The 12,362-nt window shown below is 69.4% G+C and carries 11 protein-coding genes; all 11 read left to right on the plus strand.

Annotated elements, in window-relative coordinates; translation table 11 throughout:
- From GGQ74_RS14335 to GGQ74_RS14385, 11 genes are read left to right on the plus strand one after another with little or no spacing between them, the layout of a single operon-like run.
- A complete protein-coding gene (locus GGQ74_RS14335; protein WP_167942282.1) occupies window positions 1-1,494 on the plus strand; it encodes an NADPH-dependent FMN reductase family protein in 1,494 nt (497 codons plus the stop codon).
- Window positions 1,491-2,576: a mandelate racemase/muconate lactonizing enzyme family protein gene (locus tag GGQ74_RS14340; RefSeq protein WP_167942283.1), complete on the plus strand. Its 1,086-nt coding sequence runs from the start codon at window positions 1,491-1,493 to the stop codon at window positions 2,574-2,576. The genes GGQ74_RS14335 and GGQ74_RS14340 overlap by 4 nt, the downstream gene beginning before the upstream one ends.
- Complete coding sequence (locus GGQ74_RS14345; protein WP_167942284.1) at window positions 2,561-3,889, plus strand: glycosyltransferase; 1,329 nt, start codon at window positions 2,561-2,563, stop codon at window positions 3,887-3,889. The genes GGQ74_RS14340 and GGQ74_RS14345 overlap by 16 nt, the downstream gene beginning before the upstream one ends.
- Window positions 3,886-5,628, plus strand: a complete 1,743-nt coding sequence (locus GGQ74_RS14350) for a methyltransferase domain-containing protein (RefSeq protein ID WP_167942285.1) — start codon at window positions 3,886-3,888, stop codon at window positions 5,626-5,628. The genes GGQ74_RS14345 and GGQ74_RS14350 overlap by 4 nt, the downstream gene beginning before the upstream one ends.
- Window positions 5,625-6,503: an ABC transporter permease gene (locus tag GGQ74_RS14355; RefSeq protein WP_167942286.1), complete on the plus strand. Its 879-nt coding sequence runs from the start codon at window positions 5,625-5,627 to the stop codon at window positions 6,501-6,503. Before GGQ74_RS14350 ends, GGQ74_RS14355 begins: the two co-directional genes overlap by 4 nt.
- A gap of 12 nt (window positions 6,504-6,515) precedes the next feature.
- Window positions 6,516-7,859 (plus strand): ABC transporter ATP-binding protein, encoded by a 1,344-nt coding sequence (locus GGQ74_RS14360; protein ID WP_167942287.1) that lies wholly within the window; start codon window positions 6,516-6,518, stop codon window positions 7,857-7,859.
- Window positions 7,837-8,889, plus strand: coding sequence for an N-acetylneuraminate synthase family protein (locus tag GGQ74_RS14365; protein ID WP_167942288.1), 1,053 nt, complete (start codon window positions 7,837-7,839; stop codon window positions 8,887-8,889). Before GGQ74_RS14360 ends, GGQ74_RS14365 begins: the two co-directional genes overlap by 23 nt.
- Window positions 8,886-9,908: a hypothetical protein gene (locus tag GGQ74_RS14370; protein ID WP_167942289.1), complete on the plus strand. Its 1,023-nt coding sequence runs from the start codon at window positions 8,886-8,888 to the stop codon at window positions 9,906-9,908. The genes GGQ74_RS14365 and GGQ74_RS14370 overlap by 4 nt, the downstream gene beginning before the upstream one ends.
- Window positions 9,905-10,615 carry a cytidylyltransferase domain-containing protein gene (locus GGQ74_RS14375; protein WP_167942290.1) on the plus strand — a complete coding sequence of 237 codons (711 nt, stop codon included), beginning with the start codon at window positions 9,905-9,907 and terminating at the stop codon, window positions 10,613-10,615. The genes GGQ74_RS14370 and GGQ74_RS14375 overlap by 4 nt, the downstream gene beginning before the upstream one ends.
- Window positions 10,606-11,352: a WbqC family protein gene (locus GGQ74_RS14380; RefSeq protein WP_167942291.1), complete on the plus strand. Its 747-nt coding sequence runs from the start codon at window positions 10,606-10,608 to the stop codon at window positions 11,350-11,352. The genes GGQ74_RS14375 and GGQ74_RS14380 overlap by 10 nt, the downstream gene beginning before the upstream one ends.
- On the plus strand, window positions 11,328-12,362 hold the full coding sequence (locus tag GGQ74_RS14385) for a radical SAM/SPASM domain-containing protein (RefSeq protein ID WP_167942292.1): 1,035 nt from the start codon (window positions 11,328-11,330) through the stop codon (window positions 12,360-12,362). Before GGQ74_RS14380 ends, GGQ74_RS14385 begins: the two co-directional genes overlap by 25 nt.

The raw sequence follows: 12,362 nt of genomic DNA on the forward strand, positions 1-12,362 counted from the left end.
ATGAGGATTCTGGGATTGGCGGGAAGTCTGCGTGGGGCGCTGACGCCGGAACAGGCGGCGCTACTCGTCGCCGAGTTGCCCCTGTTGTCGGACCGCGAGGCGATGGCGGTGTGGCTGCGCGGACTGTCCGCACCGGGCGACGCCTCGACGGGAACGGTTCCTGACGGGCTGCGCGAGGCGTTGCGCACGGCTGGCGCGCGGGGGGTGAGCAATTCCGAGGCCGCGCTGGCCGCCGGATTGTGGGCCGCTGCCGACGTGGGCGCAGGGATGGGCGTGGACGTGGGCTTTCGGTCGCTGGCGTGGCACTTTCGGCCCGATGGCACACGGCAGGACATGGACGCGCTTAAGGCCGATCTGCTGGCGGCGGATGCGCTGCTGGTGTCCGGCCCCGTGTATTTCGGCGACCGGGGGAGCCTTGTGCAGGAATTGGTGACGCTTCTTCGCGAGGACGACTACCTGCGCGAGGCGCTCGCCGGGTGCCTGTACGGCGGCATCGCCGTGGGTGCCAAGCGCAACGGCGGGCAGGAGACGGCGCTGGTCTATCAGGTGCTGGACATGGTGTCCCTCGGGCTTCTGGCCGTGGGCAACGATTCCGAGACGACGGCCCAGTATGGCGGCACGGTGCGCGCCGGAATGGTCGGCTCCGCGTGCGAGGACGACTACGGTTTGGATACGGCCATGGGCACGGGGCGCAGGCTGGCGCGGCTACTCATGGGCATGGAGGTTGGCGGGCACATCGCAGGGCCAGTGCGCGTCGCCTTCGTCATCCTGCAGGATGCGCGCGGGCGCGGGCTGGAGGCCGCGCGGGGGCTGGCCGAAGCCTTCGCCGACGAGGTCGAGTCCGAGATCATCGACGTGACGGGGATGCGCCTCATGCGTTGCCGCGCCTGCGACGTGTGCCCGAGCACTATCGGCCCGGACGAGGACTACCGCTGTGCCCTCGCCGGGCGCGACGACTTTTCGGACCTTCACCGCAGGCTTCTCGATCACGACGCGCTGGTGCCGGTGATGGTTTCCGCGCGCGAACAGAGCGTGGTTCACAGCGCCTATCAGGTGTTCATGGAGCGCACGCGCTACCTGCGCCGGGGCGACTACGCGCTGTCGGACACCCTGCTTGCGCCCATGGCGCTTGTGGAGCCGGGGGCGGACGAGAATCTGCATGTGCGGGCCATCACCTCGCTCATTCGGCACCACATGGTGGTGGGGCGTCCGGTGACGGTCATGCTGCGGCAGGGGGAGCTTACCGAGTCAGGGGCCGATGTGCTGGCGCGATGGTTCACCTGCGTGGTGCGCCGGGCGCGGCTGACGGGCGCGGCGCGTCTTGCCGTTGCATCGCGGCTGGAGGGCGTCGTCAGCTACAATCCCGTGGGGTATGTGCTGCCGTCCGCAGCCAATGGCAAGGCCGAGATGGACGCGCGTAGGCGGGCGGTGGAGGAGCGTTGCGAGCGCTTGCGGACCCTCGCCCGCACGCGGCTTGCCGGGGGCGATGCATGAGCGCGCGCATTGTGTCCGTACGCTGCGGCGTGGTGCGTCGCGCTTTGCGCCAGCCGTATCGGCTGTCCTTCGCCACGCTGTCGCACGTGGACAGCGTATGGGTCGGCGTGGTGTTCGAGGACGGGCGCTGTGGCGTGGGCGAGGCCGTGCCGCTACCGGGCTATGGCGGCGGGACGCTCGACGAGGTGCGCGACGCCGTGCGCGGGCTGTGCGCGGGGCTGGTCGGCCACACGGCGCGGGACGCCTTGAGCGGCGCTGTCGGACAGGCCGCGAGGGGGCCGCTTGCCGTGTCGGCCGTGGCGTCGGCGTTGGAATTTCCGGACTTGGCCGGGCGGTGTGCGGCTATCCTGCGCGTGCCGCTGGTTTTTCCGCTTGATCCGGCGGACGGAGGAAGTGCGGTCCTGTGCGCGATGGAGGATGCGCTGTCCGAGGGATTCACGGAATTCAAGATGAAGATCGGACGCGATCTCGCCTCGGATGTGGCGGCGGCGCTTCTTGCGTTGGAACGGGCCGCCGATGTCGGCGCGATGGTGCGCTTCGACGCCAATCAGGCCTATACGCGTGCCGAGGCGCAAACCTTCTGCGAGGCCGTGAACGGTGGCGCGAGCGAGGAACTGCGCTGGCTGGAGCAGCCCCTTGCCCGCGAGGACTGGGAGGGCACCGCGATGCTGTGCGCATCGACGCGGGTGCCGATCATGCTCGACGAACCGATCTACGCCGAGGAGGACGTGGACCGCGCCGCACGCGTCGGCGCTGCGGCGGTCAAGCTCAAGCTGTGCAAGCATCCCGGTCCGCAGGCCTGCGTTGACCTCGCGCGGCGGGCGGTGGGGGCGGGCCTTGCGGTGACGCTTGGCAACGGCGTGTCCACGGACATCGGCAACATCTGCGAGGCCATGGTCGCGGCGGAGCTTGGGGACGCGCTGACCGGAGCGCTGGAGTGCAACGGCTTCGCGCGGCTCGCCGCGCCTGCGCTTTTTTCCGGCCTGCGCAGCGATCGTGGGTGCCTGGTTGCCGATGCGCCGCGTTTGGACGAGGCGAAACTCGATGCCTTGGCGCGGGAGTCGTCATGGTTGGCGGGATGAGAGGCCCGGCGGACGGCTCTGCGCCGCTACGGGTGTTCATCGGTCTGCGCAACATCGCAGGCTATGCCGGGGCGCTGGCCGAAGGTGTCTCGCGCCTCGGGCATCGGCCTACGGTGGTGGAGGTCTATCCCGAGCCGTACGGCTTCGCCGGGCGTAGGCATCCGCTGACCCGCGCCTTCGCGCGGTTGGCGCGCCTGCGGGAGGCGAGCGCGGCGCGGGCGTGGCGGGCCGTGGTGGAGGCCATGGTGCGCGGGCTTCTGGCGCTGTCCTTTGTCTGGGCGGCGGCCACGCACGACGTGTTCGTCATGTCCTTCGGTTCGTCCTTCTGCCCGCTGGGTAGCCGCGTGGATTGGCGGATTCTGCGCCGCCTCGGCCGTAGGGTGGTCTGCATGTGCCACGGCAGCGACGTGCGCCCGCCCTATCTCGACGGCTTCGCGTTGGCGGCCTCGCCCCAGGCGTTGGCCCGCGCCAGCCGCCGCACGGCCCGCGCCTGCGCGGCCATGGAGCGAAGCGCCCATGCCGTGATCTGCAATCCTGCGTTTTCGCAGTTTTTTTCTTGTGATCTCGTCAATGTCTTCCGGGTGGGCATTCCGGCGGACGACCGTGAACGGCCATGTCGCGTTGCGGATGGCACCCGTCCTGTGCTGCTGCATTGCCCCTCGGCTCCGCAGGGCAAGGGCACCGTGCGCATCCGCGAGATGGTGGAGCGCCTGCGTGGGCGAGGCGTCGATTTCGACTACCGCGAGCTGTCCGGTGTGCCCCACGCCGAGGTGCTCGCTGCGCTGGCTCGTGCGGATGTGGCCGTGGATCAGCTGTGGTCCGACACGCCGATGCCCGGTTTCGCCACCGAGGCCGCGCTGGCTGGCGTGCCCTGCGTGGTTGGCGGGGAGTTCGCCGCCGAGGCCTCGCGCTGGATGCCGGAGCGCGTGGCTCCGACCTCGGTCTACGTGCGGCCTGCCGAGGTGGAGGATGTCCTTTTCGAGCTTCTGACCTCGCCTCGGGCGCGCACCATCGCCGCCGAGCGCGCCCTGCGCCATGCCGAGACCTTTCGCCTGCCCGAGGCCGTGGCCCGGCGCGTGCTGCGGGTGGCCATGGGCGACGTGCCCGCCGAGTGGCTGTTTTCCCCGGCCGCAACGGGCAGGCCCTGTGGAGCCGGGCTTGCGCGCGAGGCCCTTGCCGCGAGGATCCGCGGGCTGGTGGAGACCTGCGGCATGGACGCGCTAGGGCTTGCCGGAAAGCCCGCGCGGCTGGCGTGGATGCTGCGCGTTGCCGCGCAGGAGGGACGTTTTGTCAAATCCGGGGAGGACGCATGACCCGTGCCGGAGGACTGGTGCAGCAGGCCCGAAGCGTGGTGCGCGAGGGCAACGTGGTGCGCCCGCAGGGCGACGCACCCGCGTTGCCGGGGCTGACCAAGGCCTACCGGGCCGTGTTCGACGAGCTGGCCGAGGCCTCGCGCTACGCCGTGGCGGGCCTTGGCGAGTTCCTTGTGGACCGGGTGGGACGCGGTGAGGCCGGGCGGGTGAGCGTGGCCCTGCGCGTGGACGTGGACCCGGGCGGCTTTCAGTTCGCGGTGCCGCTGGCTCGGGAACTGAAGGCGCGCGGCCTTGGGGCGACGTTCTTCTTTCTCACGGACCCGGTGCGTCACTACGCGCTGTGGGGCAGCGGGGTGGCGGCCGAGGTGGCGGGTATGGGCTTTGAGGTGGGCGTGCATTCGGATCATCTCCATGCCCAGCTAACGCGCGGAGAGGATGGACTGGCCCAGCTTCGGGCCGACATCGACCGTCTGTCCGCCGAGGCGGGACGCCGCGTGCGCGGCGTGGTGGCCCACGGGCATCCGGGTATCGACCGCCTTGGACGCTCCAACCGCGATCTCTACTCCGGCATCGCTCCGGGGGCGCTAGGGCTGGACTACCACGACGGCGCGGGCGGCGGCTACGTGCGCGACACGCCGTCCGGTCCGCTTCCGCCCTGTGAGCTGTGGCTCATCGACTATTTCGGCTATCCCGGCGGCAGCGGCTGGACGCTTTGGCCCGCGTGGCCCATCGCCCGGCTACGGACCCTGCGCCCCGGCGACGTGGCGCATGTGGTGTTGCATCCGCTGAACGCCTTTCGCTGGTGGGAGGGCTTCGACGCGCGCTACGGCGAGGTGGAGCGTCCGCGGCCGTCCCTGCCCGTGCGGGCGTGGCGCGGGCTCTCCGTGCGGGTGCGCCATGGCCTGCTGCGCGGACGCGGCCTGTCCTATGCGCTGGCCGTGGGCGCGGCGGACGCGCTGGCGTGGGTGTTGGCGCGGGGGCTTGGCCTCGTGTGGCCGCGCGGTGGACGCGAGGAGACGGACACCACGTGGGAGACCGGGCGTGAGGTCATCTTTGCGCGCGGGGTGGAGCACTGGCGGGAGCATCTGGAGCGCCTCGGCATGCCCGCGCCGGGCGGTCGGGTGCTGGAGGTCGGTTCGGGAGACGGACAGTGGCTTCTGGCCTACGCCCGCGACGCCGCCGAGGTGGTGGGCGTGGAGCCGGGGCGGCGCTTTCGCGAGGCGAGCCTTGTCACCATCGCCGCGCATCCCGCCGAGGCCTCGCGCATCCGGGTGCAGGACGCGGTGGCCGAGAGCCTGCCGTTTCCTGATGCGCATTTCGACCGCGTGCACTGCGCCGGGGTGTTCATGTTCACCCGCCAGCGCGAGGCCATGGCCGAGATGGCGCGGGTGCTTACGCCCGGAGGCAGGCTGTGCCTCACTGCCAACGGTATTGGCTGGTTCGTCATGTACTGCCTCGAAGGGCTGCGCCACCGCAGTGCGGCCAAGATGCGCTACGGCGTGAAGGGGCTTGCCGCCACGCTCCTCTGGTGGTGGTTCGGGCGCGAGACGGAATTTCCCCGTGCAGTGAGCGCGACGCGCATGCGTGCGCTCATGGACGCGCACGGGCTGGAGCTTCTGGGCGTCCGCTATTTTCAGGGGGTGCGCATGTACGCCGACGAATACGCTGGCCTGCCCGCGAACTATGCCTTCGTGGCTGTGAGGCGTGGGGACGGGGACGGCGCGGCGGAGGACGCATGAGCGACGCGAACGCCGCACGCCGGGTGCCCGATGCGCAGGGCGAGTGGACCACGGTCATCACGCCGAGGGCCGGATGGTTTGGTCTGGACCTCGCGGAGTTGTGGCGCTACCGCGACCTTGTTGTGCTCTTCGTGCGGCGGGACTTCGTGTCCCAGTACAAGCAGACGGTGCTCGGACCGGCATGGTTCGTCATCCAGCCGCTGCTTCTGACCGTGGTCTACGCGGTGATCTTCGGCGGGGTGGCAGGGCTGTCCACGGACGGGTTGCCGCGCCTGCCGTTCTACCTGTGCGGGGTGGTGGTCTGGCGCTACTTCGCGGAGTGCCTGACGCGCACGTCCAATACCTTCGTGGCCAATACGGCCATCTTCGGCAAGGTGTGGTTCCCGAGGCTCGCCGTGCCGGTGTCCGTGACCATCTCCGCGCTGTTCTCCTTCCTGTTGCAGTTCGGGTTCCTGCTCGCCTTCCTCGGCTGGTACGCGTGGCGTGGCGAGCTGCCTCTGCCGGGACCTGCCGCCCCACTGACGCTTTTTCTCGTGCCGGTCATGGCCTGCCTCGGCGTGGGGCTTGGCCTCGTGGTCTGCTCGCTTACCGTGCGCTACCGCGACCTGCGCTTTCTCGTCTCCTTCGGCGTGCAGCTCTTCATGTACGCCACCCCGATCATCTATCCGCTTTCGGCCCTGCTCGAGCGCTGGCGGGGCATCGCCGCCCTCAATCCCATGGCCGTGGTGGTGGAGGCCTTTCGCGTGGCGTGGCTGGGCAGCGGCACCTTCGATTGGAATATGCTGGCCGTGGCCGTGGGAATCTCCGTCGCCGTGCTGTTTTGCGGGCTGGCGCTGTTCGGGCGGGTGGAGAAGACCTTCATGGATACGGTGTAGGGGAGGGAGCGCATGGGCGAGACGGCGATCCGCGTTCGCGGGCTGTCCAAGCGCTACCGGCTGGGCATGGCCGGAACCGGCTGGCTCGGGCGTGATCTCCAGAGCTGGTGGGCGCGGGTTCGTGGGCGCGAGGATCCCAACGCCCCGCTGGGCGTGGATGGGCCGGCGCTCTCGCGTGGGCACGTGTGGGCGCTTCGCGATGTGGACCTCGACGTGCGGCGCGGCGAGGTGGTGGGCGTCATCGGGCGCAACGGCGCGGGCAAGTCCACGCTGCTCAAGATTCTCAACCGCATCACCCTGCCCACTGCGGGCGAGGCGCGGCTCAAGGGGCGCGTGGCCGGGCTTTTGGAGATCGGCACCGGCTTCCACCCCGAGCTGACCGGACGCGAGAACGTGTTTCTCAATGGTGCCATCCTCGGCATGACCCGTGCCCAGACCGTGAGCCGCTTCGCGGCCATTGAGGAGTTCTCGGAGGTCGGGGCGTTCATGGACACCCCGGTCAAGCGCTACTCCTCGGGCATGTACGTGAAGCTGGCCTTTGCCGTGGCCGCGCATCTGGATCCGGAAATCATGCTCGTGGACGAGGTGCTGGCCGTGGGCGACGCAGCCTTTCAGAAGAAGTGCCTTGGCCGCATGGGTGATGTGGCCGGGCAGGGGCGCACGGTGCTTTTCGTGAGTCACAACATGGCGTCCATCCGCAGCCTGTGCACGCGCTGCATCGTGCTGGAGGACGGGCGCGTGGGCTTCGACGGCGCGCCGGACGCGGCTGTGGACCGCTACCTCGGCCATGCGCCGAGTGACGCCGCCGTGCTCGACGGCCCTGCGCTGGCATCGCGCGTGGACGAATACCGCCCCGGCCCGGCCGCGCTTCGCGTGCTGCGGGTGGCGGTGTGCGACGATGCGGGAACACCCCGGCGGGATTTCCGCTCCGACGAGGAGGTCACCGTGGCCGTGGACTACCAGTGCCTGCGCGATCTGCACGACGTCCGCGTGATCCTGCAACTGACCGACGAGGGCGACGTGCCGCTGGTGGCGGCGGACAGTACGGACTTCCTGCCGCCGGACGCGGGGACGGCCCTTGGGCGGGGCACGTACCGGACCACGCTGCGGCTTCCCGCGCGGCTCTTCGGCGAACGGCGCTTCTTCGTCACGGTCAACGTCATGGCGCATGGGGTGCATCATCTGCCCGTGCGTCGCGCTCTCGATTTTGGCGTGTCGTATCAGGGCTTCGCTCCAGCCAACATCGCCGTGAGCCGCAGGGTGGCCGGGGCCGTGCGCCCCGCGCTACGCGTGTCCACCACGCGGCTTGATGGCACGGACAGGGAGGATGGACATGGCGGCGACGGTAACCCTTGACGGAACGGACATCGGCACCGGACGGCGGGTGTATTTCATGGCCGAGGTGGCCGGGAATTTCGCTGGCGAGGAGGAGGCCGCGCGCATCGTGGATTCGGCCATGCGCGCCGGGGCCGACGCCGTGAAGTTCCAGACCCTCGATCCGGAGACCATCACCACGCGCGCGAACCGCTTCGACATGCCCTCGGTGGGCACGCGCCTGCAACGCGAGGTCTTCGCCGAGAGCCGCACCCCGCCAGAGGTGCAGGCCTTCCTCGTGGACTACTGCAAGCGCCGGGGCGTGACGGTCTTCTCCGCGCCGAGCCACGTGCGCGACCTCGAATTCATGGAGCGCCTCGACCTGCCCGCCTACAAGATCGGCTCGGACCTCGCGACGCACATTCCGCTCCTCGAAATCGTGGCCGACACGGGCAAGCCCATCTTTCTGTCCACGGGCATGTGCACCATGGCCGAGGTGCGCGATTCCGTTGAGGCCATCCTCGCGCGGGGCAACGACCGGCTGCTGCTTTTCCACTGCGTGTCCAACTATCCCGCCGATCCGGCGGAGCAGAACCTACGGGCCATGGTGGCTATGAAGCGTGAATTCGGCCTGCCCACGGGGTTCTCGGACCACACCGTGGGCATCGATTGTGCCCGCGCCGCCGTGGCCCTCGGCGCGGACATGATCGAGCGTCACTACTGGTGCGAGGGCAATGCCGAAGGTTCGGATCGCGCCCTGTCGTCCGACGAGGCCGAGTTTCGGCGGCTGGTGGACTACGCCGCCCATGTGCTGCCAGCCTTCGGTGACGGCGTGAAGCGCCCCACCCCGGCCGAGGAGCGCAACATGCGCACCAACAAGGTGAGCCTCATCGTCATGCGCGACGTGGCGGCAGGGGATGTCCTCGACGAGACGATCCTCGACGTGCGCCGCCCCGGCACGGGCCTTGCCCCCAAGTGGTGGCGCTCGGCCCTCGGCAGGCGCGTCCTCGTGCCCATCGCGGCGGAGACGCCCCTGCGGCCGGAACACATTGGGCTGGAGGTGGAGCCATGACGCTTGTGCTTATTGCCGAGGGCCGAAGGGAAATCGGGCTTGGGCACGTGTTCGCGTGCATGGCGCTGGCCGGGGCCGGACGGGCTGCGGGGATGCCCACGCGGCTTCTGGGCATTGGCGATCTTGCCCTCGCCACCATGCGCCGCTTCGGGGACGCCGCCAACGCCTATGACGCCGACGAGGAAACCCTCGCGGCCATGGGCGGCGAGGGTCCGGACATCGCCGTGGTGGATGTGCGCCGTCCCGAGGAGTTCGATTTTGCGCCGCTTGCGCGGGCCGGGTATCTGACCTGCGCGTTGGAGGAGTTCGGGGAGGGGCGGCCCGAGGCGATGGTCATGGTCAATCCCGCGCCGGTGCGCGCGTGGCACCGTCTGCCCGATGGTTACCGCGCTGTGCTCTCTGGCCTGTCGTATCTTCCTGTGCGCCCCGAATATGCCGAGGTGCACGAGCGGGCACGCGCGCCCATGCCGCAGGCGCGGCGGGTGCTGGTGACCATGGGCGGGGTGGACCGCACCGGGGCCACGCTGGTCATGGCGCGTGCGCTTGGCCTCGTGCATGCCGAACGCCCGGAATTGGTGGGCGTGGCGCGTTTCGTGTGCGGGCCGGGCTTCACCTACGCCGCGTCCCTCGACAGGCTCCTCGCCGAGAGCGACCTCAATAGTGAAGTGCTCACCGACGTGCCGGACATGTGGGAACGGTTTTTCGAGGCGGACCTCGTGATTTCGGCCGGAGGGAACACGCTGTTCGAGGCCGCCTGCTGTGGTGCGCCTTCTGTGGTGTTCTGGGAGGACCCGCACGAGCGCGAGCGCGGCGAGGCGGCCGAGGCCGCAGGCTTCGCGCGGTGTTTCGGACGTGGGCAGGACACCGCGCCCGTGGACGCGGCCCGCATTCTGGAGGACGTCCTCGACGACGGGACGTGGCTGGCGCAGGCCGGGGAGCGCGGCAGGCAGGCCGTGGACGGGCGCGGTGCGTCGCGCATCGTGTCCGCGTTGGTCGGGCTTTGCGGGGGGCGTGAATGATTGAGCGGGCGGGCATCGTGCTTCAGGCGCGCATGGGCTCCTCGCGCCTGCCGGGAAAGGTGCTGGCCGATCTGGGCGGTAGGTCGCTTCTGGCGCGGGTGCTCGACCGGCTGCGGCTGGTGCGCGGCGTGGCGGTCATCGTGGTCGCCGTTCCGGACACGCCGGAGAACGACGTGCTGGCCGATGCGGCGCAGCGCCTATGCGCGGAGGTCTTTCGCGGGCCGGAGGACGACGTGCTCGAACGCATCCGGGGCGCGGCTGCGGCCTATGGCCTTTCGCGCGTGATGCGCGCCACCTGCGACAATCCGCTGGTGTGCTTCACGCTGGCCACGGACGTTCTGGCCATGCACGAGGCCGAGGGACTGGACTACGCGTCCAACCGCAACGAGTCCGGCAGCGGCATTCCCGATGGCGCGGGGGTGGAGGTCTACTCCATGGAAACTCTTGAGCGCATAGGCCGCGAGGCGCGCCTGCCCGAGGACCGCGAGCACGTCAACGAGTACGTGTTTCGCAATCCGGGGCTTTTCGCCACGCGCATCATGAGCGTTCCGCGCGAGGTGCGCATGCCGGGGCTGCGGGTCACAGTGGATACGCCCGAGGACCTCGAACGCATGCGGGCCATCTATGCGGAATTCTCGTGGCACGCGGGGCCGGTGCCGCTCACGCTGGTGGTGGCCCGTGCGCGGGAGGGCGCGCCATGGGCCTAAGCGTGTCCATTCAGCAGCCCGAGCACGCGCCGTGGCTTGGCTTCTTCCACAAGATGGACCTGTGCGCGGTGACGGTGCTCTTCGACACCGTGCAGTACAAGAAGCGCTACTTCGAGAATCGCAACCGCATCCGCACCCGCGAGGGCTGGCAGTGGGTCACGGTGCCCGTGGTCAGCCGTGGGCGCTTCACCCAGCGCATCGCGGATGTGGACATCTGCGGCGATGCGACGTGGCGGCGCAAGTACCTCGGGGCCATCGCGCACAACTATTGCGGAACTCCGTTCCATGACGAGATTTTTCCATCCGTCCGTGCTATCGTCGAAGCCGGACACGTCCGTCTGGCGGACCTGAACATCGCGCTCATCGACTTCGTGCGGAACTATCTGGGCATGGGCGGGCGCATGGTGCGGGCCTCGGCCCTGCCCCATTTCGACTCGCACTCCACCGGACTTCTGCTCGACATCTGTCTCCATTTGAACGCCACGGACTACGTGTGCGGCGTTTCCGGGCCGGACTACATGGACATGGCCCTTTTCGACGCCGCGGGGGTGGCTGTGCGCGCCGTGCGCTACGAAAGCTCCCCCTACACGCAGGCCTTCCCGGGTTTCGAGCCGGGAATGTCCGTCCTTGATGCGCTGTTCAACCACGGCCCCGCGACGCTGGACATCCTGCGGCACAACGCCGCCGACGCGCCGGGGCGGGAGGAGACGACATGCCCGAGTCCCCCCACCGGCTGACGAGCAAGGCGGAGCGCGACGTCAACGTCTGCTGCCAGTTCCTCGACTTCAACGAGACATGGGAGCGGGACATGGGGCCCGCGTTCATGGCCTACCGCCACGACTGGCAGCGCTACAGCGCCGCCCGCGAGCTGCGGCCCTTTCCCATGCACCTCGATTTCGACCTCACCAACACCTGCACGCTGCGCTGCACCTTCTGTCCGCGCACGCAGATGGCGCGACGCGGCACCCTGCCGCCCGCCTTCACCATGCCCTTCGACGTCTACGCCGCCGCCATCGACGAGGGCGCGCAGAAGGGACTCTACGCCGTGAACCTCAACGCCAGCGGCGAGCCGCTGTTGCATCCGGACCTCGTGCGCATGGTGACCTACGCCCGCGAGAGCGGCATCCTCGACATCATGCTGCACACCTCGGGCCTGTTCCTCGACGAGCCCATGGCGCAGCGGCTCATGGACGCGGGGCTGACCAAGCTCATCGTGTCCTTCGATTCGCCGGACAAGGCGCACTACGAGGCGCTTCGCGTCGGCTCCAGCTACGACCGCGTGGTGGCGAACATCCGCACGGCGGCGCGGCTTAAGCGGCAGGCCGGGTCCATCACGCCCTTCATACGCATCAACATGGTGCTCATGCGCGAGAATGCCCACGAGCGCGAGGCCATGATCGACATGTGGCGCGACGTGGTCGATGGCATGGGTTTCCTCGAATACATCAACTACTACCAGTGGGACGAGGAGGATCGCTACCGCCACCGCGTGGCCTACCGCGAGGACTTCGTGTGCGAGAAGCCGTGGCAGCGCCTCGCCGTCACGCACGACGGCGGCATCAAGTTCTGCCATTTGGACGACGCGGACGAGGTGGTGCTCGGCAACCTCTCGTCCATGAGCCTTGAGGAGGCGTGGACCGGCGAGGTCATGACCCGTTACCGCGAATTGCAGAAGGCCGGGCGCATCCGCGAGATCGGCCTGTGCTCGCGCTGCTCCACGCCGATGATGCCGGTGGAGGGGGACTGA

The sequence above is a fragment of the Desulfobaculum xiamenense genome (assembly GCF_011927665.1).
Taxonomy (GTDB): Bacteria; Desulfobacterota; Desulfovibrionia; order Desulfovibrionales; family Desulfovibrionaceae; genus Desulfobaculum; species Desulfobaculum xiamenense.